Source organism: Novosphingobium capsulatum NBRC 12533, assembly GCF_001598375.1.
GTDB lineage: Bacteria > Pseudomonadota > Alphaproteobacteria > Sphingomonadales > Sphingomonadaceae > Novosphingobium > Novosphingobium capsulatum.
The window spans coordinates 323,872-348,832 of the sequence record NZ_BCYV01000007.1; the positions used below are offsets into that span (position 1 = coordinate 323,872).

Here is a 24,961-nt window from a genome sequence, read left to right on the forward strand (position 1 = left end):
GGGGCCTTGTCATATCGTAATGACACATAGCAGTTGATCGGGCCTTTGCAACGCAGTGGCCGCGCCTGTGGCGTCTTATTCGTCCTCGTCCTCTGCCTCGTCCGCGTCACCCGCAGGCGGCTTGGCCGGCGCGGCATGCGGCGCTGGCGGGGCGATCAGGCCATAGGCCCTGTAGCGCCGGTCGATGCGCGGCGCGATGGCGCGGGCGGCGGCCAGATCGGCCGCGCCGCCGGTGGCATCGCCGCTGGCATCGCGTGCCAGCCCGCGCACGAACAGCGCCGCGGCCAGGCGCGGGTTGCTTGCCAGCGCAGTTGTTTCGTCGGCAATGGCGGCGGCATAGGCCTTGCGCCGGTATTGCACCAGGGCGCGGGTATCGAGCATGGCCGGCTGCGGCCCGGCCTTCTTGATCGCCAGATCACTGTCCTTGAGCGCGCGATCGAGATCGGCATTGGCCAAGGCGCGGTTCCAGCTGCGCGCGTTGAGCAGGCTGGGATAGACCGAATCGTCGCGGTGCAGCGCCACCACTGCATCGATCAGTGCCAGCCCGCGATCGGCCGCGCCCAGCCGCTCATAGAGATTGACCACCTGCATCACGTCGAGCGATCCGGGCGGCAGATGCGCCGCCGCCGCATCGGTATCGGCGCGCGCGCCGGCGCGGTCCCCGGTGGCCAGCCGCAATTGTGCGCGCCGGGTCAGGAGGCGGTGATCCTCGGGCCGCATGGCCAGCCCGGCATCAAGATCCTGTCGCGCCAGATCGAGCTTGCCGCTGCGCAGATAGGCATTGGCGCGATGCTCCAGCAGATCGGCCCGCGTCGGCGCCAGGCGCAGCGCCTCGGAAAAATCGGCAACCGCGCCGGCAGTATCGCCGCGATCCATCCGGCCAGAAGCGCGCCCGGCAAATTCGTCCGCCGTCTTGGGATCGGCCGTGGTTTCGGCCTTGCCCATGTTTTCCGCGCGGGTTTCCAGCCGCCCGATTTCGCCATCGGTCGTCGCGGAAAAGATCGGCCCGCCGTTGTAAGTCAGAAACATCAGCCTTTGCGCGCGCGACACTATAATGTGGTGCGACAGCAGAAAGTCGACGCCCAGGATCATGTCGCTCGACCGGTCATCGTCGGCATCGTCGATCACCCGGATCGGGCTGTTGCGGATTTCCTCGCCCCCGATCGAGATGGTTTTGGTGCGCACGATCCAGCTTTCCCGCCGCTTCATGCCGATGCCGCCCATGCGCATCGAATTGACCACATCGGGCGCAGACATATCTATGCCAGCGCGCTCGGCCGCCCGGCGGCCCAGCAGAGTGGTGGGCGCCCCGGTATCGAGCAGGGCGTGCATCGACTGGCCGTTGATCATCACTTCGACGATGATGTGATAATCATGCTCGTCGGTCGGGCGGAACACGCGCGCCTCGCCCACCGACATGCCCTTGCCCCAATAGGCCAGGCTGATCCCGTCGCAGCCGCGCTCCTGGAACAGGTTGACCACGCCCTTGGCAAGATCGAACTCGGTGGTCTGCACGCCCAGCAGGTTGGCGCCGAGGAAGCCATTGCCGGCATCGCTGCCGCCCACCAGGAACTGCACGTTGTGCAGCGTGACGCCCACGATGCCAAAATCACGCACTTGCGCCAGTTCGGGCGTCACCGTGCCGCCGATTCCGGTCATGTAGAACCCCATCGGTAGCGGCTCGGTCCGCAGGCCCAGTTCCACCGCGCGGGCCTTGGGCATGAAGTTGAAGAACGCCCCGCTATCGAGCCAGACGCGCGTGTCCTTGCCGTTGACGGTTACCGGCACGCTGGCGCGGGCGTTTTCCATCACCACCGGCAGCTTGGCGATCAGGCCCACCTTGCACTTGTTCGCGCCCTCGGCATGGGCACCGGGCGCGGCCAGGCCAGACACGGCAACCCACAGCCCTAAGCTGGTCAACAACACCCGATTCATGGTGGCATGCCCCTTGTCCAAGCGACACGCCGTTTGATCACGAATCCCGGCAAGCGGCCAGAGGCAAATAGCGCCGAATCAACTGTTTTTCCGGTTGGATCGAAGCGCGCCCGGCCCGCCCTGGGGCAGGCCGGGCCACCGCATTACGCCCCCGGGGCAGCCGCCTTGGTCGCGGCATCCAGTTCGGCTGCGGTCATCGAGATGAACAGGCCATCCGCACCCAGGCCAAACGCCGTCTTGGGCAAAGCGACCGCACCGGCGCTGCGCGCCACGATCACCTGGTCGCCCTTTACTTCCTTGATCGTGCCGATCGCGCCGCCGGCCTTGCCTTTCACCGGTGCACCGGCAACCATTGCCGCTTCCACGGCCGCGCTCGCCTTCTGGTTGGCGGCGGCCACCTGCTCGTCGATCTGGGCCTTGGTCATGGCGATGATCGGACCGTTAGGCCCAGTGCCGATGGCGCTTTTGGGCAACGTCGCCTTGTTGGTCCCGGTATCGACCACCACGGCATCGCCGGTCATGCTCACGATCTTGCCCACTTCGCCGCCCTGCGGATCGAAGATGGTGCCACCCACGGCCACGGTTGCCGCAGCGTTTGCAGCTGGTGCGGTCTGGGCCTGGGCCAGCGCCGGAACACTGGCCACGGCTGCTGCCGCCACCAGGAAATGGAAAACCTTCACGTGTCGAACTCCCATCTTGCCATAGAGTTAGCGCTTGGCCAGGCAAACCCGGCCTGGTCTCGCAACCGGCCATCACCCGATGTGGTTCCCAAGATCGTGCCGATAATCTTTTTCCTGAAAAGAAAACCGACGCAAATTCGCGTCGTTTCAGAAGCCCGCCGACCAGGTCAAGAGCAGTTGCCGCCCACCCAGGATCGTCTGCGGCACGGCGTCGCTATAGCGGCCGATCGTGGCGCGATAGGCGGTATCATCCAGCGCGTTGCGCAGCGCCAGGCGCAGCGTCTGCCGGCCCCAGTGCCGCGCCATGGCCAGGTCAACCTGGCGCGACGGGCGCACCCAGGTATCGAGCGCGCTGCCCGATAGCGGCGCGGTGCCGGCAAAGGTCGGCACGTCGATCCCGTATTCCTGGATGTAGGCGCCGGTCAGCCGGCAGGCGGCATCGGCAGACCAGAGGCCGTCATCATAATGCAGCCGCAGCAAGAGGTTGCTGGCGGGGGCATATTGCGTGCGCTCCACCCGGTCGAGCGCGGGATTATTGAGGTGCACCGCGCTGTGCAGCAGCGTGAGATCAGCCGCCACGGCCAGATGGCGCAACACGCCAGCCACCAGGTCCAGCGGCACGGCCATGCTCGCCTCCAGCCCCAGAATCGTCGCGGTGCCGCCGTTTTCTGGGCGGATCAGGCGGATCGCGCGGTATTCCATCACGCTGGCCGGATTGTTGAGATCGTTGCCGGTATCATTGAGATAGCGCGCCAGGTGCTTGGCAAAGCCGCCCAACGCCAGGTGCAGCCCGCCCGGCCCCTGCCAGGCCACGCCCAGATCGGCATTGGTGCCGCGCACCGATTTGAGATCGGGGTTGGACAGCTGGATTTCGGTCACCCCCTGGCTGTCGCGCGTGGCGCTGCCACCGCCGGTAAGCTGATAGGGCGATGGCCGCGTCAGGCTGGTCCACAGCGCTGCATCGAACGTCCATTGCCGATCGGGCCGCCAGTGCAGCGTGGCGCTGGGCAAGAGCGCGGCATAGTGGGCCGACAGGTGGTTCCAGCCATAGGCCACGCCATCGGCCGGCACACCATCGTTGCCCGCCAGCCAATAGCGCCCGCTCACGCCAGACCATTCGCCGCGCAGGCCCAGCGACAGGTCAAGCGCGCCCTCCCCCGCATCGCCCTCCCCCGCATCGTCATCCCCGCCCAGGTGCCGCGTCACCATGGCATAAGCGGCCAGGCGGTCTTCGTGCAGAGCATAGGCATTGGCGTTGCTGTCATCGATCGTGCGCGGCTGCACGCTGGCCCGGCCGATCGCACGCAACAGCGCGGCATCGGCAATGGTCGGGATGGCATAATCATAGACCCCGCGCAGCACCGGCCCGATCTGCCCATCGACCAGCCCGCTGTTGCCCAGCGTGGTGCCGGCGGGCAGCGTATCGGCATAGAGGAAATGCGCGGTCTCCCGGCTGCGCCATGATCGCAGCGCCAGGCCGCCAATCTCGGCCTGCCAGCCCGGCGCGGGGCTGGCCTGCACGCGCCAGTCCCCGCCCAGGCGGTGGTCCTGGCTCGTCTCGCTTTCGCGCTCCCCCTGGTTGTGCACCGGAAAGGCGAGTGGATTGGCGACCAGCGCGGCATTGGCCGGGGCGAGCTTGAGCACGGGAAAGCCGCGCACATCCGCCACGTTGACCCCGCCGGAAAGCCGCGTGGTATCCGCGTCCCAGAACGAAATCTCGATATGGTCGGGCCGGTCGGTGCGGCCCAGCGCGGCAAACACGCGGGCCTGCGCCTTGGTCGCGCCAGCGTCCCACGCCAGCGCCGCCTGGGCCATGCCCAGCCGGTCGCGCTCGGGATTGGTTTCGAACCAATAGTGCGCATCGGCGCGAATGCTCTGGGTGCGCAGCAGGCCATCGGCGGTGGCGGTCTGGGCAAAGAAACCGGCGGCGCGGCCGCCCTGCACGCTCACCTGGTAGACATCCTGCGCAATCGCGCGGCTTGCCCACATCGCACTCGCCGTCAGCGTCAGCCGGTCGCTCGCCCGCCAGCCCAGCGACAGGAACGCGGTCTCTTCGTGCGCGGTGCCACGCGTCACTTGCGCGTTGACCGAGGCGAGCAGCAGATTGGCCGCCGGGTCCAGCCCCGGCGCGCTGTTGCCCTGCGCATCGGTCAGGGCATAGGCCAGGTTGCCAGATTGATAGGTCTGCTCCACGCTGGCGAAATGGCGCCGGCTCAGCGCCGCACTGGCCACGAGCGCCAGCCGCCCATCGGGCGATTGCCAGCCGAACCCGGCATTGGCGCCCCAGGTGCCGGCATTCTGGCCAAAGCGCCAGGCCTGGTCATCGGCCCCCGCGGTCAGGCCCAGGCGCAGGCCCTGCGCGCGCGGCGCGAACGGCGCCAGGTGATCGATATCGAGCGTGCCGGCAATCGCTTCCCCCGCCAGCCGGGCATCGAGCACGCGGTGCACCTGCAGGCCCAGATCGGGCGCCAGGGCCATCAGCCCCAGTTGCGTGCCCCGGCTATAGGGCAGGCTTTGCGGTATCTCGATGCCGTCGATCCGCGTTTCGACATAGGCACCGGGCAGCCCGCGCATCGCCACGAAATCGCCCGTGGCGCGGCCCGCGTGGTCCACCCGGCCCATGGCCCCTTCCAGCGAGGTCGCCAGCGTGATGATGCCGGGCAGGCGGCCCAGCGCCTCGGCGATGGTGCGATCGGGCAAGCGGCGGATCTGCGCGCTGGCCAGGGCATCGGGCGTGTCTTCGGCCGCGCCGTCGCGCCAGGCCCGCGCCGCCAGCGAGGCTTCCACCACGATGGCGGTGCGATCCTCGATCATGGGCAGGGGCAGCGGTGCCACGGCCTGGCGGCGCGGTGCTGCGCGCAGGGACGCGGGCGGGCGCCGCCGCGGGGCAAGCCGCACCGCGCCGCCGGCCAGCCGCGTGGCCACCAGGCCATTGCTGCGCGCCAGGATGGACAAGGCCTGGTCAAACGTGGCGGCGCGCACGGGTGGCGCTTGCGCCCCGGCCACGTCGGCAGCGGCAAATAGGATGTTGCGCCCGGTCTGCCGCGCCAGCGCCAGCAAGGCCTGGCCCAGCGGCATGGCCGGCAGCACGATGCGCGTGGGCGCGTCGACGGGCTGCGCCGTCGCGGCCATGGCCGGAACGGGCGCGGGCACAAGGCACACCGCGCCCAGCAAAGCGGCGCTAGCGGCGGAAAACCTCATACCCACGCTCGGTTCGGCGCCACGCCACAGGGTAGAGCGCGCCAACGGCATCGAGGAACTGCGCCACATCGCCAAGGCGATAGGTGCCATAGACGCGCAGATCGCCCATCGCGGGATCGCGCAGCGCGATCGGCACGCCGCTCAATTGCGAGAACCGCGCCATCACCGCCGCCAACGGCAGATCCTGCGCCACCAGCCGCCCGTCGCGCCAGGCCAGCGCGGCATCGGCATCGATCGCAGCGATCGTGGCAGTATCGCCGGCCAGCGACACCTGCTGCCCGGGATGAGGCGTGGCGATCAAGGCACCGCTGCGGCTGTCTTCGATATCGATCGCGCCGCGCGCCAGGATCACCGCCGTTTGCCCGGCGCGCCGCGCCACGGAAAACAGCGTGCCGCGATCGACCACGCGCACGTCGCCGGCCGTCACGGCAAAGGGCCGCCGCTCGTGCTTCACGTCAAACGTGCCTTCGCCATCAAGCGCAACCGACCGGCCCAGCAGGGTGGCGCGCATCGTCACCGCGCTGCCCGGCGTCAGCCACACCCGGCTGCCATCGGCCAGGGCAAAGCTGGCCATGCGATCAGCCGGCGCTGCCAGATGCTGCTCGTGCACGGTCAAGGTCCAGGCGGCCACGGCAGCCAGCCCGGCGCAGGCCGCGCCCAGCAGTGGCCCCACCACGCGCCAGCGCCCCGCACCGCGCGCGGCGGCGGGTTCAGCCAGGCGCGCGCGCGGGCGCAGGCCACGGCTTGCGGCAGCACGCGGTGTCTCGCGCCAGGCGCGCTCGACCAGGTCCATCGCCGCGACATGCTCGGGCCGCTCGCGCAACCAGGCGCGAAAGGCCCGGCGGTCTTCCTCGCTGCCATTGCGGGCGCGTTCCATCCAGCGCGCGGCCTCGGCCAGGATCGGGCTGTCGTGCAGGTTGGGCGCCGTCATCGCGCGGCTCTCCCGCCGCTGCCCCTGCCGCTACCCTCGCCAAGCGCCAGGCGCCCGGCCATGCGCGCCAGCGTGCGCTCCACATGGTGCGAAACCGCCTTGGGCGTAATGCCCAGCCGTTGCGCGGCTTCCTTGTGGCTCAACCCTTCCACCCGCACCAGCAGGAACGCATCGCGCGCCACAGGCCCGATCGCCTCGAGCGCATCGCCCAGCAGCGCCAGTTCCTGGCGGCCAGAGGCAATGCGTTCGGGCGCCAGGGCGCCATCGTCGACGATATGCTCGTCCAGCGTGGTATGGTGTTCGGACAAGCGGGCAGCCTTCCTGCGGTAACGGTCGATCAACAGGTTTGACGCAACCCGGCGCAGAAATCCCCGAATATTGGCAACAGGATCGGCTTCCGGCGTCGAAAGCACGCGCAGATAGACGTCCTGGACCATGTCGTCCAGGTCCTGCCCATCGCTCATGCGCCGTTTGAGATAGGCGCGCAGCGCGGCCATCTCGCCGGCACTGGTGGCCGCCTCCAGCTCTTCGGCACGGCACGATGCCGCCCCCTGCGGCAGCTCTGGTGGCGGCGCATGACTATCCCCGTCGATGCTCCGCATGGTCGACCCCGTTCTTGCCATCATTGCCCCCCGGCGGCACCCGGCCAAAACGCGCGGGATTGATCCCCTGGGGCACATGGCCGGGCGCCCTAGGCGGCAGGTGTGACAGCGCCGTGACAATCGCGCCATCAAATTTTTTCGGGGAATCGTGGGGCGGCGCTGCGTCCTTTCCAGCAGACCCGCCCGCCGTGGCTGGTCGTGTTTCCTAAAGGGGGAAAACATGCCCGTTTCGTATCTGCGCCCGGCCCTGCTCGCCAGCGCGCTGCACACCATGATCGTTCCCGCGCTGGCGCAACAGGCGCCGCTGCCCGCGCCCGATGCCACCACCGATTCCGCTGGCGATTCCGCGGCCCCGGCCGATGCCGAACGCGCCATCGTGGTGATCGGCACGCGCAAGCAGGCCGCCGATATCCAGTTCCAGTCTTCCCACCCGATCTCGGTTCTGTCGGAAGAAGACCTGCGCCACACCGCCGTGCACAACGTGGCCGAGGCGCTGGGCCTGCTGCCCGGCGTCAACGTGGTCAACACCGGCTCGTCGTTCATCGGCGGCGTCGATGGCGCCTCGCGCGGGGAAGGCATGTATGTCGCCATCCGTGGCCTCAATTCCGAATACAACGTCAACCTGATCAATGGCGTCAACGTCGCCCAGGGCCAGCCCTACAGCCGCGGCGTGCAGCTGACCCTGCTGCCGCCCACGGGCCTCAACACGATCGTGCTCAACAAGGCCTCGCGCGCCGACATGGATGGCGATGCCATCGGCGGCACGGTGGACTTCCGCACGCCTTCGGCGTTCGACTATTCCGATCGCCTGCACGGCAGCGTGACGGCCTCGGGCCGCCTCGAAACCCGCGCGCGCACCTATGGCGACAGCGGCCTGGGCGGCGGTCTGGCGGCGGAAATCTCGTCGCGCTTTGGCCCGGGCCACACCATGGGCATCTACGTCAGCGGCTATTACGACAAGCGCACCTATACCAACAGCGAGATCCGCGGCGCGCAATCGGCGCACGACGATGGCAGCTGGGGCTATCTCAACGCGTCGGACAGCAAGGGCACCAGCTATCCCGGCCTCGATCCGCAGCGCAATGCCGCGCTCACCGGCTTTGACGCCGGCGTATCGAGCGGCAAGACCCGCCGCTTTGGCGGCAATGCCTCGCTCGACTGGCGCCCTGACGATACCACCCGCGTCTATCTGCGCGGCACTTATGCCAAGGCGCTGACCGAGCAGGATTCCACCCTGGCGCAGTTCAACGGCGGCACCAAGGCGTGGATTCTCTCGCCCGGCACCGATCGCTATGTCCTGACCGTGCCTTCGGTTTCGGTGCGCAACTACTTTGAAACCAACCCCGAAACCGCGATCCTGGCGACGGCCGCGTTCGGCGGGGAAAAGCAGCTTGGCGACTGGAAGATCGCGCCCGAGGTGTTCTACAGCGAAGGCCACAACAACCGCCCCAATCATATCGAGGCGTCGGCCCGCATCAACCAGTCCGACAAGTACACCAGCGGATCGAAGATCCCGCTCGGTGGCCAGTCGGTCGGCTATTCCGACAACTATCCGGTCGCGCTCTATAACCAGGCGATCTTCAACGCGTTCGACAATTCGGCCAGCGTCCTGCCCGCCCGCCGCGCCGGCCAGTTGACCGAGCAGTTCAGCGGCCAGCGCAAGTGGGGCGGACGCCTCGATATCAGCCGCGATTTCACCGATGGCGGCCTGCTGCAGAGCATCGCCTTTGGCGCCAAGCTGCAAAGCAGCAAGCGCAACGTGACCAGCCGCGACTGGACGACCGACTATGTCGCCAACTATGTCGGCCACGCCGTCACCTGGGGGCAGCTGGGCCTGACCAACGGCACGTATGCCCACACCTATCCGGGCCTTTATGACTGGTCGCTGCCACGCTTCAACAAGACGGCGCTGTTCAACCTGTTCAACAAGTACCAGTTCGCCAACGAAGCCGATGGATCGAGCTACAACAGCTTCGACACCTGCGGTTCGCTCTATGTGAACAACTTCAACTGCGGCACGCTGTCGGGCCGTGAAACCGTGGCGGCGGCCTATGCCACGGCCACGCTCAAGGCCGGCAACCTGGAAATCATTCCGGGCCTGCGCTTTGAACACACCACGATCAACAACACCTATTGGGTCATGGCCTATAGCGGCGGCGTGGAACAGCCTGGCGCCTTTGCCAGCAACCGCACCACCTACAACGAACTGCTGCCCAGCCTGTTTGCCAACTGGCGGCCCAGCAGCACGCTGGTGGCGCGTGGCGACGTGTGGTTCTCCTATACCCGCCCGCCGTTCTTCCAGCTTGGCGGCAGCTCCACCGCGCGCACCGGTGACGATGGCAAGACCACGATCGTGCAGGGAAATCCCAACCTCAAGCCGATCCGCGCGATCAACGTCGACGGCTCGGTCGAATGGAACTTTGCTCCCTCGGGCCACGTCATGCTGGGCGGCTATTACAAGCGGCTGACCAACTATCTCTATGACAGCGGCACCACCCTGCTCAACACCGCCACCAACGACGGCACCAACCAGACGTTCATCACCCGTCCGCTTAACGGCGGCAGCGGCAATGTCTATGGCCTGGAATTCCAGGTACAGAAAACCTTTGTCGAACTGCCCGGCGCGCTGCGTGGCTTTGGGATCGGTGCCAACCTCACCCGGCAGTGGACCAAGGTGGACATCGGCAACGGCGTGATGCGCAATATCCAGAACGCCCCTGATGTCATGGGCCAGGCGCGGGTGTTCTATGCGCTCGGCGGCTTCTCGATCGACGCCATCTACAACTACACCGGCGCCTATCTGGAATCCTACAACTACCTGGGCCAGCCCACGGGTTGGGACGATCGCTGGGTGCGCCCGGTCAAGCGGGTTGACCTGCACGCCGGCTATGACTTCGGCAATGGCCTCAAGGCCGATGTCTCGGTGGCCAACCTGTTCAACAACTACACCTACTGGGCCCACATCGGGCGCCACTCGCTGGCCATTTCCGACATCGTCAATTCCGGCACCACGGCGCTGGCCAGCGTCAAGTACTCGTTCTGATCGCCTGATCCCCCGGGTCGTCCCTCACTGACCCGATCGCAAACTGGGGCGGCGGCGCGTTTATCGCGGCCGCTGCCCCTCTTTTTGCCGCGTCGCTTCTGTTTCACATTTGCCCCCGTTTCACATTTGCCAAGTAAGGCTGCCCGCCATGCTCGCTCGTGCCCGCTTCACCCCCCGCCTTGCGCTATGCCTGCTCGCCGCGCTGATCCCGGCCGTGGCGATCGCCCGCCCGGCGCCAGACAAGACTCCGCGCTATCGTGTCGATCGCGTCGTGCTGCTCATCCGCCACGGCATCCGCGCCCCGCTCGATGGCGAAGCGGCCGCTGCGCCGCTGGCTGACCAACCCTTTCCCCACTGGGATACCCCGCCCAGCCAGCTTACCCCGCACGGCGCCCAGGCGCTCGGCCGCCTTGCCGATTACGAGCGCGCGCGCCTGGTGCGCCAGGGACTGTTGCCCGCCGGGGGCTGCCCGCAAGCCGGCAGCATTGCGATCTGGACCAACAGCAAATCGCGCACCATCGCCAGCGGCCAGGCCCTCGCCCAGGGCCTCGCGCCCGGTTGCCCGCTGGCTGTCGATCACCTGCCCGAAGGCCAGGCCGATCCGCTGTTCGACGCGCTCGATACGCCGGCCGTGCCGTTCGATGCGCGCGCCGCTGCTGCCAGCATCAACGCCGAACTCGACAATGGCCGCGCGCTGATGGTCGGCATGGGCCCGGCCGTCGCCACGATCGAACGCGTGCTGGGCTGCCGCGCGCCCTGCCCGATTTCCACCCAGCCCAACCGCATCGCCCCTTCGGCCGATGGCAAGGGGTTGAGCCTGGCTGGCCCGATCGATCTCGCCTCGGGCACGGCGCAGGTGTTCCTGCTGCAATACACCGAAGGCATGCCGCTCAGCCAGGTCGGCTGGGGCCGGGCCAGCGCGGCCGACATCGCCACGATGTCTCCGCTCCACGCCCGGCTGTTCGATGTCTTTGCCCGCTCCGCCTATATGGCGCCGCGCGTTGGCGGGTTGATCGCGCGCAGGATCGCCGCCACGCTGACGGCACCGCAAGCCCCGGCGTTCAGCGTCCTCGTCGGCCATGACAATACCATCGCGGCGGTTACCGCGCTGATCGGCACCGGCTTTACCCTGCCCGGCTATGGCCGCAACGATCCCCCGATCGGCGCGGGCCTGCTGTTCGAACGCCTGGTCGATACGCGCACCGGCCGCCAGTTGCTGCGCCTGTCCTATCTGGCGCAAACGCCCGATCAGGCGCGGCGCCTGCTGCCTTTGCCGCAAGCGGGCGCCGGCGCGCCGCTGCATCCGCTCTCGCTTGGCCGCTGTGGCACCGCGTGCACGCCGGCAGGCTTTGCGCAGTTGATCGCCCGGCAAACCCGGGTGCTCGACCAGGCGAAATAGCCCCCTGCCCCAAGGGCCATACGGAACTGTCCTTCGCGATGGTGGGTTCCTTTACCGCATACGGAAGAGGAACCCACGATGGCCGAAACCCTGCGCAAGGGCGCGAAAGTCAAATGGCACAGCAGCGGCGGCACCGCCCACGGCAAGGTCGTGCGCAAGGTGACCAAGCCGATGAAGATCAAGGATCACAAGGTCGCCGCCTCGCCCGATGATCCGCAGATCCTGGTGGAAACCGCAAGCGGCGCCCGCGCCGCGCACAAGCCCGCAGCGCTGGAAAAGGAATAGCGCCATGGCCGGGCAGACCTTTACCCCCACGCTCAAGATGGCGGCCAATGCCAGGCGCGGATTGCGCCTGCGCGAAAAGTTTGGCCGCGGCGGCACGGATGTGGGCGTGCGCCGCGCGCACCAGCTGGCCGAGCGCCGCGATGTGAGCGAGGCTGACGTGAAAGCCATGGCCAGCTATTTCGCCCGCCACAAGGTGGACAAGCAGGGCGCGGCGCACCAGTGGAACAGCAACAGCGATCCCTCTGCCGGGTTTATCGCCTGGCTGCTGTGGGGAGGAGACGCCGGGCGCACCTGGGCGGAGGCCAAGCGCGCCAAGCTGGCGGATTAGGAATTGCTGCGCAGATAGCTGCTCGCCGCCTGGGCATCCTGCACGTCATAGGCGAACCACGTGCTCTGCGCGTGGTCAAACACCTGCACCACGCCATCGCCCACGCGCGCCTCGAAATGAGCGCCGCTGGCCCGATCGAAACCGCGCACCTGTTCGCCGTCGATGGTGAACGACACGAAGGCCTTGCTGCCCTCGTCGTGGATTTCGGGCAGCGTGCCAGCAAAAGCCACATTGCGTTCGCCGTCAAAGCCCTGGACCTGGTCGCCGCGCCGTTCTGCCGCCACGCGCAGATCGCGGCCGGCGGCATGGTCAAACAGCCCGGCCACCGTCTTGCCGGTGGTGGAGGCAAAGGCGACGGCGGCGATCATGGCGCGGGTATCGGGGTTCATGCCCGCCGATGTCGCATGCATGGCGGCCTACTTCAACCCCTGCGCCCCCACCCCCGCCGCTGCCCCCGCCGACAGCCACAACGTGCGCAGATGGGCCAGACCAGCGCGGGCATAGGCGGCCGGGGGCGCCAGCGCGGGGTCTTGTTCCGCCTCGATCACCATCCACCCGGCATAGTCGATCGCGGCGAGCGCCGCGCAAACCGCGGCAAAATCCACCGCACCATCGCCCGGCACGGTAAACATGCCGGCGATCACGCCATCGAGGAACGAGGCGCCCTGGCCGATCGTCTCGGCCGCCACCGCCGGGCGCACGTCCTTGGCGTGAACATGCACCACGCGGGCGGGATGATCGCGGATCAAGGCGAGCACATCGATACCGCCCAGCCGCGCATGGCCGGTATCGATCACCAGGCCCACGCTCTCGTCCGTGGCATCGATCAGCCGTGCCAGATCCTGGGCATCCTCCACCACGGTGCCGAGGTGATAGTGATAGGCCAGGCGCAGGCCGCGATCGGCGAGCCGCGCTGCCACGTCGTTCAGCATGGCGCCAAACGCCGGCCATTCGCCAGGCGCCAGGCGCGGCCGCTGGCGCAGCGGCGTATGGCGCTGGCCGTGCACCGCGCCGCTGGTTTCCGCCAGGATGAACACGTCGCAGCCACACGCCGCCAGCAGCGTGCCTTGCGCCTCGATCGCCGCGCTTTCCCCCGCCAGGCCATGGGCAAGCAGGCCGCTGCCGTGCCACGCCCCGGCCAGCGCCAGCCCGGCCTGGTCCAGCCTGGCGGCCAGCCCCGCCGGTTCGGCCGGAAAAATCCCGCCCCGCTCGATCCCGGCAAAGCCGATTGCCGCCGCATCGCTCAGGATCGTATCGAGCGTGGTGCCCGCACCCAGGCTGGGCAGGTCATCATTGACCCAGCCAATCGGGCTGACGCCCCAGCGCACGGTCATGGCCGCTGCTCCAGCGCTGCGTCATAGTCCGCGCGGGCGGCCTTCACCGCCTCACGCGTGGAAATTTCCGGCACAGCCACGTCCCACCAGGCGCCGCCCAGATCGCGCCCGCCATCGGGATCGGTCTCGATCACCAGCACGGTCGGCCGATCGGCGGTGCGCGGGGCCGCCAGTGCCGCTTCCAGCGCGGCGCAATCGGCCACCTTGTGCGCCACCGCGCCCAGCGCGCGGGCATGGGCAACGAAATCGATCGCCGGCTGCCCGGCCTCGCGCAGTGTGGCGAACGAGGCATTGCCGGTGCGCCCCTGCAGGCGGTGGATGCAGCCAAAGCCCCGGTTGTCGAGCAGCACCACGGTAAACGCCACGCCCAGCGCCGCTGCGCTCGCCAGTTCGGAATTGAGCATCAAATAGCTGCCATCGCCGACCATCACCACCACATCGGCGGTGCGATCGGCCAGCGCGATGCCCAGCCCGCCGGCCAGCTCGAAACCCATGCAGGAAAAGCCATATTCCACGTGATAGCGCCCCGGCGCCGGGCACGGCCAGAAGCGGTGCAGATCGCCGGGCAAGGCGCCGGCCGCCGCCACGATCGTGGCATCGGGCCGGGCGCGCTGCACCGCGCCGATCACCGCCACGTCATCGGGCAGCGTGCCCGCCGGCACCGGCCAATCGCGCGCGTCCTTGGCCGCCTGATGCCATTGCGCCGCCCAGGCTGCGGTCTGCTGCGCCCAGGCGGCCGGCACGGTCCACCCCTCCAGCGCGTGGGCCAGCGCATCCACCACCACGCCGGCATCGCCCAGCACCGGCTGCGCGCCATGCTTGGCACAATCGTGCAGCGCCACGTTGACCTGGAACAGTTGCGCATCGGCTGCGAACAGGCGGCGCGATCCCGTGGTGAAATCCTGCAACCGCGTGCCCAGCGCCACGATCACATCGGCCGCGCGCGCCGCCGCGTTGGCTGCGTCGGTGCCGGTCACCCCGATCGCGCCCAGCGCGCCGGGCGCGGCATCGCGCAGCGCGCCCTTGCCCGCCTGGGTTTCGGCCACGGGCAGCCCGGCCTGCGCGGCCAGCGCCGCCAGCGCCGGTGCCGCCCCGGCATAGTGCACCCCGCCCCCGGCGATCACCAGCGGCCGCCGCGCCCCGCGCAGCGCCGCCACCAAAGCAGCCAGTTCGCGCGCATCGGGCGCTGGTCGGCGGATAAGCCACAGGCGCGGCGCCAGGAAATCGGCCGGCCAGTCGATCGCCTCGGCCTGCACATCCTGGCACAGCGCCAGCGTCACCGGGCCACACGCGGCCGGATCGGTCAGTACCGCCATGGCGCGGGGCAACGCGTCGATCAGCTGCTCGGGCCGGGTGATCCGATCGAACAGGCGCGAGACCGGGCGCAGGCAATCGTTGGCCGAGACCGTGGCATCGGCAAAATGCTCGACCTGTTGCAACACCGGATCGGGCCGGCGCGAGGCATAGACATCACCCGGCAAGAGCAGCACGGGCAGGCGGTTGACATGGGCCAGCGCCGCCGCCGTCACCAGATTGGTTGCCCCCGGCCCGATCGAGGTGGTGCACACCATTGCCCGCCGCCGGGCATGGGCACGGGCAAAGCCGATCGCCGCATGGGCCATGCCCTGCTCGCTATGCGCGCGATAGGTGGGCAGGCGCGCCGGGTCTGCCTGCGCCAATGCCTCGCCCAGCGCCGCCACGTTGCCATGGCCGAAAATCGCCCAGACGCCGCCGAAAAACGGCACGCGCCCGCCATCTGCGCCCACCACGTCCTGCCCGGCGAGCCATTGCACCAGAGCCTGGCCGGCGGTCAGGCGCAAGGGGCCAGCGCCTTGGCCCGCGCCCGGCGCCAGGTGGCGACCATGGCGGCAAAGTTCTCGGTCAAACGCACCAGTGCGGTTTCATCATCGATCATGCCGGTAAACCATTCCTGCGCCACGTCTTGCCAGATCGCCCGCCCCACGGCAAAGCCCTTTACCACGCGGCGCGGCGCGGCCGCGGCAAAGCTGGCGGCCAGGTGCGCCTGGCTGCTTTCCGCGCCCAAGACCACCACGCCCCGGCACCACGGATCAGCCTGCGCAATCACCGCCTCGATCGCTGTCCAGGCGGCCGGGTCATCAGTCGCTTCCAGCTTCCACCAATCGGGATAGATGCCCAGGGCATAGACATGGGCCATGACCCGCGCCACCGTATCGTGATGCACCGGGCCATAGGGCGCGGCGATGATTTCCAGCAGCAGTTCGTGACCGGTGCTGCGCGTGGCATCGAACAGGCGCGCCAGCTGGGCATCCTGCTCGGCGCGCAGATCGGCCGGATCATCAGGGTGATAGCGCAGGTTGCATTTCACCGCATGCGGGCGCGGCCAGGATCGCAGCGTGATCGCCACATCAGCCCCGCCCTCGAACCGCAAGGGGCGCGAGCCGGAAATCTCGATCGGCCGCCCGATCCAATAGGGCGCATCGGCGGCCTGGGCCAGCGCCCGCGCGCCAAACCGGCCATCGAGCAGCAATCCGCAGGCACGATCGCCGGCTGCGGTGCGCTCCATCGCCATGCCGGCCAGATCCTTGAACGTCGCCACGCGCGCCGCATCGCCGCCACCGCTTGCGATCAGGGTTTCGAACAAGCCGCGATGGTCGATCGCCAGGATGGTCAGCGCCTCGTCCGCCGGGGCGCGGGTGGTGGCCCAGTGCACCTGTTCCAGGCTGGCCGGGCTGCGCGCGCCCTGGCCCGCCATGAATGCATCGAGTTCGGGCCAGGTCGGCATCGCCGGGGCACAGCCATGGCGCGCCACCACGATCGCGCCACAGGCATTGCCCCAGGCCGCCGCCCGCGCCATCGGCTCCCCCCGCAGCCAGCCGCGCAGGAACCCGGCCATGAAGCCATCGCCCGCGCCCAGCACATTGGTCTCTGGCACCGCGAACGCCGGCGCCACCAGGCCCTCGTCCAGCTCGCCCGGAATCACCCCTTCGAACACGACACAGCCCTTTGCCCCGCGCTTGACCACCACCGGCGCGTCGGTCAGCGTGCGGATCGAGCGCAGCGCATCGAGTGTGTTGGTCGATCCGCCCAGGATGTGGATTTCCTCTTCGGTGCCCACCACCAGGTCGACCAGGTCGAGCACGCCTTGCAGGGTGGCAGTCACGCTGTGGCTGGGCACAAAGCGATCCTCGCCACAGTCGCGCGGCGCCAGATCCCACAGCACCGGGCGATAATCCACGTCGAGCACCACGCGCCCACCCTGGGCGCGCATCAGGTGCGCGGCGCGGCGGCTTGCCGCGGCAGTCTGCGGCGTGGAAAAATGCGTGCCGGACAGCAGCACCGCTCCGGCCTGGGCGATCAGCGCGGCGTCAATGTCAGCCTCGCACAGCGCCATGTCGGCGCAATCCTGGCGATAGAAGATCAGCGGATAGGTGCCGTTTTCGCGAATGCCCAGCAGGACCAGCGCCGTCAGCCGCGCCGGATCGCTGCGCACGCCGCGCGTGTCCACCCCTTCGCGCACCAGTTCCTCGCGGATGAAGCGGCCCATGTGATCGCCGCCTACGCGGGTGATCAGCCCGGCGCGCAGACCCAGCCGCGCCATGCCGATCGCGGTGTTGGTCGGGCTGCCCCCCACATACTTGGCAAAGCTGGCCATGTCTTCCAGCCGGCCGCCCACCTGCTCGCCATAGAGATCAACCCCGGCGCGGCCGATCGCAATGACATCGAGTGGCTTCATGGACGGCGCCGTTTCCCTGGCTGGTAAAGGTTGCCCCCGCTATGCCGCCAAGCGCGCGCTCTGGCCAGTGCCGCTCTTGTGCCGGCGCGCCAGTTTCGGCACAGACGCGCCTGAACACGCCGAAGGAACCGCCACGCCAAAGGAACCGCCAGGCCTGATGCACACAATCGCTCTGCTGGGCGCCGGGCGCATCGGCGCCGTCCATGCCGCGCATATCGCCCGCCATCCCGGCCTGCGCCTGGCCGTGGTCGCCGATATCGATCCCGCCGCCGCCCAGGCCCTGGCCGATCGCCACGGCGCGCTGGCGCTGTCACCCGAACAGGCGCTCGATCATCCGGGCCTTGCCGGCACGGTGATCGCCAGCCCCACCGCGCTGCATGCGCCGCAAACGCTCGATGCTGCCGCGCGCGGCTTGGCGGTCTTGTGCGAAAAGCCGCTCGCGCTCGATCCGGCCGTGGCGCAGGCGGCGCTGGCGCGGCTCGACGCGCTGGGCGCGCGGGTACTGATGGGCTTCAACCGCCGCCACGATCCCGATTTTGCCGCGCTACAGGCCGCGCTGGCCCAGGGCGCGATCGGCGGCATCGAAACGCTGCACATCATCAGCCACGATCCCGCCCCGCCGCCACCGGCCTATGTCGCCACCTCGGGCGGGATCTTCCACGACATGGTGATCCACGATTTCGACATGGCGCGCTGGCTCCTGGGCGAAGAACCGGTGGAGGTGATGGCCGCCACGGCCTGCCTGATCGATCCCGCGATCGGCGCTGTGGGAGACGCCGATACCGCCAAGACCATCCTGCGCACCGCCAGCGGGCGCATGGCGATGATCAGTTCCAGCCGCCGCAGCGGCTATGGCTATGACCAGCGGATCGAGGCATTCGGCGCGCGCGGCGCGCTGCGCGTGGGCAACGTGCCGCACAGCCGGGTGGAACACTGGGGGCCGGCGGGCGCCGCCGCCGCGCCGTTCATGGATTTCTTCCTCGATCGCTATGCCGCCGCCTTTGCCGAGCAGATCGCCCACTTTGCCCAGGTGATCGACGGCGCCGCGCCGCTGGTCAGCGCGGCCGACGGGCTGCGCGCGCTGCTGCTGGCCCAGGGCGCACAGGCATCGGCGCGCAGCGGCGCGTTCGTCCGCGTCTGATCGACGGGGGCGTCAGCCCAGCACGTTGCGCGGCGGGCGTGTTTCGGGCGCATGGCCAAAGGCGGGGTTGGGCCGGGTATCCATCTCGAACACCAGGTGCCCGCCGCGCGCCAGTTCGGCGTGGCTGATCCAGCTGCGGTTCCACACCTGGCCGTTCCAGCGCACCTGCCGCACATAGACCGCCGCCGCGCTGTTGCCCGGCGCCTCGATCACCAGCCGCCCGCCGGGCACAGCCAGTTCCGCCCGGTTGAACAGCGGTGAGCCAAACACCCACACCCCGCTGACCGGATCGACCGGATAGATCCCCAGCGCGCTCAGCACGAACCACGCGCTCATCTGCCCGCAATCCTCGTTGCCCGCCAGCCCATCGGGCGCGGCGCGATACATGCTGGTCAACAGGCTGCGCACCCGCGCCTGGGTTTTCCACGGAGAGCCTGACCAGGCATAGAGATAGGCCACGTGGTGCGATGGCTCGTTGCCATGGGCATATTGCCCGACCAGACCAGAGACATCGGGCGGCGCATCGGCCGGCAGCGTGCTGTCGGCGGCAAACAGCGCATCCAGCTTGGCCTCGAACGCGGCGTCCCCGCCCATCAGGTCGATCAGGCCCTGCGGATCGTGCTGCGCCATGAACGTGGCCTGCCAGGCATTGCATTCGGTAAAATCGCGCCAGTGGTTGGTATCGTGGCCCAGCGCGCGCGGATCGAACGGCGTGGCCCAAGCACCATTGGCCAGGCGCGGACGGACAAAGCCGGTGTCCTTGTCAAACAGATTGCGCCAGTTGCGCGACCGCGCGCGCAGCGCTGTGGCATCCTCATGCGCGCCCGCCGCCGTGGCGATCGCGGCCATGGCCCAATCGTCATAGGCATATTCCAGCGTCTTGCTGGCCGCCTCGCGCACGGTATCTGCCGGGATATAGCCCAGCCGGCGATAGGGTTCCAGGCCGCTGTCCTCCCGCTCGAACGCCAGGTGGCGCAGCGCCGGCCACAGCGTGGCCAGGTCCAGCCCGCTGGCGCCCTTGTTGAGCGCATCGGCCATCACCGCCACCGAATGCCAGGCGATCATGCAATGCGTCTCGATCCCCTGCAGCGGCCACACCGGCGGGCCGAACGGGCTTTCCAGCGTCATCCGCGCCAGGTTGCGGGCAAAGGCGGCATTGCGCGGCGCATCGACCAGGCTGAGCAGCGGATGCAGCGCGCGATAGGTATCCCACAGCGAATAGGTGCTATAGTTCGCCTCGCCGGCCGGCAGCGTGCGCACCGCGCTGTCCATCGCGCGATAACGCCCGTCGACATCGCAAAACAGGTTGGGCGCTGCCGCCGCGTGGTAGAGCGCGGTGGCCATGATCTTGCGCTGATCAGGCGTGCCACCCGATACCTGCACCGCGCCCAGCCGGCCGGCCCAGGCCGCCCGCGCCGCGCCGCGCACGGCGGCAAAATCCCAGCCCGGCACTTCGGCATCGAGCGCGGCCAGCGCGCCTGCCACGTCCACGCCCGATAGCCCGACCTTGACCAGGACCGGCGCCTGCGCGGCATCGGGCAGCATCACGGCGGCTTTCAGGTTTGCCCCGGCCACCTGCGTGGCGCCCTCTGGCAGCGGCGCGTCGTTGCTGAAAAAGCGCACTTGCGCCGCCGGGCGCGACAGGCGCAGCGCGAAATGGATCTGCCGCCCATCGGCCCACTGGTGCACGCGGCGGCTGCCGGTGATAAGGTCGGGCGCGGCCAGGTGCAGGCTCGCCTCGGTCACCTTGGTCGGGCCCGATGGATCATCGGCAATGCTCGCCTCGTCCGGCTCGTCCCGCGCGCCGTGGGCCAGGTCGATCAGCAGGTGCCCCGCCTGGGCAAAGTGGTAGCGGTGCAGCCCCACCCGCGCTGTCGCGGTCAATTCCACGCCGATGCCGCTCTCGCGCAAGTGCACCGCGTAATAGCCCGGCTCGACCGTCTCGTCGGCATGGTCAAAGCGCTGGCGATAGCTGCCCTGCGGCTTGGCCCGCGTGCCGGGAGACAGCACCACCGGCCCGGTGCGCGGCACCACCAGCACGTCCATCAGGTCACCCACGCCCGTGCCGCTCAGGTGGTTGTGGGAAAAACCCAGCAGCGTCGTATCGTCATGGTGATAGCCCGAACAGGCGTCCCACCGCGCGTTGTCGGTATCCGGGCCCAGTTGGACCATGCCGAACGGCACCGTGGCCGCCGGCGTCACATGGCCATGGCCGCCCGTGCCGATCATCGGATCGACCAGCGCCAGCGCCGCATCGGGCGCGGCTTGCGAGAGCGCAGCGGCCTTTTGCGCGATCCCGCTGGCCAGCGTTCCGGCCAGGCCAGCCGATCCCTTGAGCATGTCGCGACGCGTGGGCTTCATCATCTTCTCCTGCCGCCGGGGCAGAAAAGGGGCCGGGCAGCCCCCTTCTGCCCGGCCCCTTCCCCGAAATACCGCCCGCAGGCGGGAAGGAATGATCAGAACTTCATCGTCGCCGTCACCAGCGAGGTGGTTCCCGAATTGACGATGTCGGAAATCGCCAGGCTGTGCTGTCCGATGTGCGACCAATAGCTGGGCGTGTTGAACAGGTTGGCGATCGACAGGTCCAGCTTGAACATGCGGCTGAAGGTATAGCCGGCATGCACGTCCACGCGGCTCACCGGGCGCACCCACACGTCATCCCACGTCGCATTCTTGCCCAGCGTGTCGTAGATCGAGACATAATCGCCGGCATAGCTGTAGTTCACGTCGAGCGAGACCGGGCCCTTTTCGAAAAAGACCTGGCCATTGGCCATGACTTCGGGCGCGTTCTGGATGCGGTCCATGCGCGTGCCGTCGCCCAGCACGTCAACCCGCGTCCACTGCCGGGTAAAGTTCACCGCCACGCCCAGGCCGGAAAGCAGGCCGGGCAGCGCCGAAAACTTCTGCCGGGCCTGCAGTTCGATGCCATAGACATGGCCGGAACCGCCGTTCTGCGGCTGGAAGGTCACCGTGCCGGTGGTGACGCCGGCATTGCTGCCGGTCACGATCCCGGCGCTGCTGCCGTTGTCATAGATATAGTGCGCCAGGTGCTTGTAGAACCCGGCCAGCATCACGTGGCCGCCGCCCGGAATGGTCCATTCGCCCGAAGCATCAAGGTTGATCGCGCGGATCGCCTTGAGGTTGGGATTGCCCTGAGTGATGGTGGTCACCCCGCCCGACACGCTGGTCGAGGCGCCGCCACCCAGTTGCAGGAACGGCGGACGGACATAGCTGGTCCAGGCCGAGGCGCGATAGACCGCCCCGCCATTGTCGCGATAGGTGAAGGCGATGCTGGGCAGCACCGCATCGAACTTGGCCTTGTTCGAACCGAACGCGCCGGTCGCGGTGTTGCCATCGGTGGTCGGCGTCACCCAGAACACGTTCTTGATGTCGGTGTGCTCGTAGCGCACGCCGGGCACGATCTCCAGGTTGCCATACTGCAGCTGGCCCATGACATAGCCGGCCCAGACCGTCTCGTTGGCCTTTTGCGTGTTGCAGTTATAGCTGTTGATCGGGTTCGATCCGCAGGTATCGATCGTCGCGTCGGTCGCGCCGCCCAGCTGGTTGAACAGCGAGAAGACCTTGCCCTGGTCGATCACCGGCACCTGCCAGGTATAGCGCTTGGGCCAGACCGCCGGATAGATCTGCCTGATCACGCCCAGATCGCCCAGCGTCGCGGCATTGCCATAACCGGGCACGGTGTAATCGCGGTTGGTGATTTCGCGGTGGCTGGTTTCCACGCGGAAGCCGGCCTTCAGGAACGTAAGATGGCCGCCATCGAAATCGAGCTTGAGGTCGATCTTGCCGCCGCCCTTGCGCTGGAAGCTGGTCTGCGGGGTATATTCCGGCGGGCCGCCATTGGCGGGCATGCCGCTGATATTGTTGAGCTGGCTGCGCACGGTGGCGGGCAGCAGCGGCACGGGATAGCCATTGTCATAGCCGAACAGGGTCGAGCCACCATAGGCCACCGGGGCATAGCGCCCGGCCACTTCGATGTGGTTGGGCCGCGCGTTGCTGCCCCAGCTGTAGAACAGGCTGGGCGACACGGTCAGCTTGCCGGCATGCTTGTCCATGCCCAGCTGCACAGTGCCGAGCGTGGCGATCGCCGGGTTGGTTTCATACCAGAACCGCGCCTGAACCGCGCCGATCACCGGGGCATAGGTGCCGTTGCCCAGCGCCGTGCCGCTCGACCCGTCCTGCTTGTTGACCCCCACGATCTGGGTCAGCTGGCTGTTCTGGTCGGTCTTGGCGCGGGCATAGCTGGCGCGCAGGTAGATCGAGGTATCTTCATCGGGGCGCCAGTCGAACGTGCCGTTGCCGCCAAAGCGTTCGGTATAGCCACTCGACAGGCCAAAGTTGGCCGCCGTCTGGATCAGGTTGGCGGCCGGATCGAGGCCGGGCGCGCTGTTGCCGGCGGCATCCTGCACGGCAAAGTCATAGCCGTTGTCGCAGCAGCCCGATTCCTGCACGCCGCCCACCAGGCTGTTGGCAAAGTGGCGGATATCGTAAAAGCCGCTGACATAGACGCCGAACTGGTGATCCGCGCCGAACTTGCGCGAATAATCGGCCCCCGCGTTCCAGCCCAGGCCATTCTGGCCATAGGCGCGCGCCCGGCTTTCCACGCGGCCGCCGATCGTTACCGACCCGCGCGAATCCGCTGCATAGTCGAACGCCGAAGGGGTGCGGAAATCGATCGTGCCGCCAATCGCATCGCCCAGCATGTCGGGCTGCGAGGTCTTGTTGACGATGATCGTCTGCAGGCCCGAAGGGGGCAGCAGGCTGAGTTGCACGCCACGGCTATAGGGATTGCCCTGCGCCACCGACACGCCGTTGATCAGGTTGATGTTGTATTCGGAATTGAGGCCACGCACCGAAACGAACATGCCCTCCCCGCGGGAGGCGCCGTCGACGCCGCCGGCAAAGGCCGAACCGGTGTTCATCACGTTGATGCCCGGCACCGTGCCCAGCGCTTCGGCCACGTTGTGCACGGCCGTGTGCTCAAGATCCTGGGCGGAAATGACATTGACCGTGTTGGCCGAACGCATCTGCAGGGTGGCCGCCTGATAGCGGTTGCCCACCACCACGATGCCGGCGGCCAGATCCGCCTCGCTGCCGGTGGGGGTGCCCGCCGTCGCATCGGCCAGTGGCGCTGCCGATGCCGGCGCCGTGGCGGGAAGGGTTTGGGCGGTGGCCGGCGTTTGTGCCGCCAGGGCCAGCATCATGGTCGATCCGCTAAGCAGCAGACGCGACCGACAGAGCAATCCGATCATTTCACAAACCCCCATATCCCTCTCGCCACGTTTCGGGCGTTGAGCGTATGGAATGGTATTGCCCGTCTTCTGTCAATATGATTTTTCTGTTTCTAATATTTTTGATATAAAAATTTCAGAATTGCGACGGTCGCGCCACAGCAGGCCATCGCTTTGTCACGAGGCATCGCCCCCGCTGCCAGGTGCCCCTGCGGCCACGCTGCGCTGTTGGTCATAGGCCAGCCCCACCACCAGCGCCTGCGCCAGGCACAGCGAGGATGACAGCGAGCGAAAGCCGCGCACTTCGGATTCGCGCACCAGCAGGGTCTGCGCCGCGCGCTTGGCTATCGGGCTCAACAGGCTGTCGGAAATCGCCAGGACTTTGGCCCCGGCGGCGCAGGCCGCTTCCACCGCCGAAACCGTTTCCGGGGCATAGGAGTGATAGCTGATCGCGATCAGCACATCGTCCGGCCCTATCGCGCGCAATTGCTGCGCCGCCAGGCCGCCCACGCCATCGACCAGCATCGTCGGCTTGCCCGCTTGCGGCACGGCATAGGCCAGATAGGCCGCCACCGGAAAGGCGCGGCGCATGCCGACCACGTGCACCACCCGTGCCGCCGCGATCAGCGCCACGGCATTGGCCAGCCCTTCGCGCCCCACCATCGCCCGCGTGTTCTGCAGGGCCATGATGTCGCCCTCGGCAAACTCGTCGATCAGCGCGCCGATGCCGCCGGCCGAAACCGAATCCTCCACCGCCGCGCCAAACTGGTGCACCCGCTCGCTATAGCCCAGCGCGCTGTTCTGCGCGATCAGGCTGTCACGCAGCAGGCGCTGCATCGGCCCTGCCCCGGTAAAGCCCAGCGCCTTGGCAAAGCGCACGATCGCCGATGGCTGCGTGCCCGAACGCTCGGCCAGTTCGTTGAGCGTGAGTAGCGCCATATCTTCGGGATGATCGAGGACATAGCGGCCGACCTGCTGCAACACCTTGGTCATGCCGTCGTAACGCGCCAGGATCATGTCACGCAGCGCGTCGGCGCTGCCAGGCAGGCCATCGCCGTCTGCCGCAGCATCGGGGGCATTGTCTTGCGAGGCGGTCATCGCTGTCTCCACTGTCCTGG

At 68.2% G+C, this 24,961-nt stretch carries 17 protein-coding genes; 5 read left to right on the forward strand and 12 right to left on the reverse strand.

Features of this window, described 5'->3' with window-relative positions; all coding sequences use genetic code 11:
* Nucleotides 1-75 precede the first annotated feature (75 nt).
* The 5 genes from SCA01S_RS06785 to SCA01S_RS06805 all read right to left on the reverse strand — a co-directional run bounded on the left by SCA01S_RS06785 (nt 76) and on the right by SCA01S_RS06805 (nt 7,349).
* Entirely contained in the window at nt 76-1,935 is a 1,860-nt protein-coding gene (locus SCA01S_RS06785; RefSeq protein ID WP_157088872.1) for an aspartyl protease family protein, read from the reverse strand.
* Nucleotides 1,936-2,078: 143 nt separating this feature from the next.
* The gene (locus SCA01S_RS06790; RefSeq protein ID WP_062784208.1) at nt 2,079-2,615 is read right to left on the reverse strand and encodes a hypothetical protein; all 537 of its coding nucleotides are present in this window, start codon (nt 2,613-2,615) and stop codon (nt 2,079-2,081) included.
* A 147-nt stretch (nt 2,616-2,762) separates the two neighbouring features.
* Complete coding sequence (locus tag SCA01S_RS06795; RefSeq protein WP_167542867.1) at nt 2,763-5,816, reverse strand: TonB-dependent receptor domain-containing protein; 3,054 nt, start codon at nt 5,814-5,816, stop codon at nt 2,763-2,765.
* On the reverse strand, nt 5,797-6,747 hold the full coding sequence (locus tag SCA01S_RS06800; RefSeq protein ID WP_062784212.1) for a FecR family protein: 951 nt from the start codon (nt 6,745-6,747) through the stop codon (nt 5,797-5,799). The genes SCA01S_RS06795 and SCA01S_RS06800 overlap by 20 nt, the downstream gene beginning before the upstream one ends.
* Nucleotides 6,744-7,349: an RNA polymerase sigma factor gene (locus SCA01S_RS06805; protein WP_062784214.1), complete on the reverse strand. Its 606-nt coding sequence runs from the start codon at nt 7,347-7,349 to the stop codon at nt 6,744-6,746. The genes SCA01S_RS06800 and SCA01S_RS06805 overlap by 4 nt, the downstream gene beginning before the upstream one ends.
* Before the next feature lie 220 nt (nt 7,350-7,569).
* On the opposite strand from SCA01S_RS06805, the gene SCA01S_RS06810 reads away from it, so the two are divergent.
* From SCA01S_RS06810 to SCA01S_RS06825, 4 genes are all read left to right on the forward strand, one after another.
* The gene (locus tag SCA01S_RS06810; protein WP_062784216.1) at nt 7,570-10,392 is read left to right on the forward strand and encodes a TonB-dependent receptor; all 2,823 of its coding nucleotides are present in this window, start codon (nt 7,570-7,572) and stop codon (nt 10,390-10,392) included.
* 148 nt (nt 10,393-10,540) lie between these two features.
* A complete protein-coding gene (locus tag SCA01S_RS06815; protein WP_062784218.1) occupies nt 10,541-11,791 on the forward strand; it encodes a histidine-type phosphatase in 1,251 nt (416 codons plus the stop codon).
* A 78-nt stretch (nt 11,792-11,869) separates the two neighbouring features.
* Nucleotides 11,870-12,076: a hypervirulence associated TUDOR domain-containing protein gene (locus SCA01S_RS06820; protein WP_028658256.1), complete on the forward strand. Its 207-nt coding sequence runs from the start codon at nt 11,870-11,872 to the stop codon at nt 12,074-12,076.
* Between the two features lie 4 nt (nt 12,077-12,080).
* Nucleotides 12,081-12,404 (forward strand): hypothetical protein, encoded by a 324-nt coding sequence (locus SCA01S_RS06825; RefSeq protein WP_062784220.1) that lies wholly within the window; start codon nt 12,081-12,083, stop codon nt 12,402-12,404.
* Here SCA01S_RS06825 and SCA01S_RS06830 read toward each other — a convergent pair.
* The 4 genes from SCA01S_RS06830 to SCA01S_RS06845 are packed head-to-tail and all read right to left on the reverse strand — an operon-like array spanning nt 12,401 to nt 17,453.
* Nucleotides 12,401-12,814: a hypothetical protein gene (locus tag SCA01S_RS06830; protein WP_233253881.1), complete on the reverse strand. Its 414-nt coding sequence runs from the start codon at nt 12,812-12,814 to the stop codon at nt 12,401-12,403. The genes SCA01S_RS06825 and SCA01S_RS06830 overlap by 4 nt on opposite strands.
* Nucleotides 12,815-12,820: 6 nt before the next feature.
* Nucleotides 12,821-13,738, reverse strand: a complete 918-nt coding sequence (gene iolE, locus SCA01S_RS06835) for a myo-inosose-2 dehydratase (protein WP_062784224.1) — start codon at nt 13,736-13,738, stop codon at nt 12,821-12,823.
* Nucleotides 13,735-15,558, reverse strand: coding sequence for a 3D-(3,5/4)-trihydroxycyclohexane-1,2-dione acylhydrolase (decyclizing) (gene iolD / locus SCA01S_RS06840; protein WP_062784226.1), 1,824 nt, complete (start codon nt 15,556-15,558; stop codon nt 13,735-13,737). Before iolD ends, iolE begins: the two co-directional genes overlap by 4 nt.
* Entirely contained in the window at nt 15,549-17,453 is a 1,905-nt protein-coding gene (locus tag SCA01S_RS06845; protein WP_062784228.1) for a bifunctional 5-dehydro-2-deoxygluconokinase/5-dehydro-2-deoxyphosphogluconate aldolase, read from the reverse strand. Before SCA01S_RS06845 ends, iolD begins: the two co-directional genes overlap by 10 nt.
* A gap of 157 nt (nt 17,454-17,610) precedes the next feature.
* On the opposite strand from SCA01S_RS06845, the gene iolG reads away from it, so the two are divergent.
* A complete protein-coding gene (gene iolG / locus SCA01S_RS06850; RefSeq protein ID WP_062784326.1) occupies nt 17,611-18,594 on the forward strand; it encodes an inositol 2-dehydrogenase in 984 nt (327 codons plus the stop codon).
* Between the two features lie 12 nt (nt 18,595-18,606).
* Here iolG and SCA01S_RS06855 read toward each other — a convergent pair whose 3' ends face one another.
* From SCA01S_RS06855 to SCA01S_RS06865, 3 genes are all read right to left on the reverse strand, one after another.
* Nucleotides 18,607-20,958: a GH92 family glycosyl hydrolase gene (locus SCA01S_RS06855; protein ID WP_218016392.1), complete on the reverse strand. Its 2,352-nt coding sequence runs from the start codon at nt 20,956-20,958 to the stop codon at nt 18,607-18,609.
* Between the two features lie 92 nt (nt 20,959-21,050).
* On the reverse strand, nt 21,051-23,864 hold the full coding sequence (locus SCA01S_RS06860) for a TonB-dependent receptor (protein WP_167542868.1): 2,814 nt from the start codon (nt 23,862-23,864) through the stop codon (nt 21,051-21,053).
* Between the two features lie 156 nt (nt 23,865-24,020).
* Complete coding sequence (locus SCA01S_RS06865; RefSeq protein ID WP_054131448.1) at nt 24,021-24,941, reverse strand: MurR/RpiR family transcriptional regulator; 921 nt, start codon at nt 24,939-24,941, stop codon at nt 24,021-24,023.
* Between the last annotated feature and the right edge of the window lie 20 nt (nt 24,942-24,961).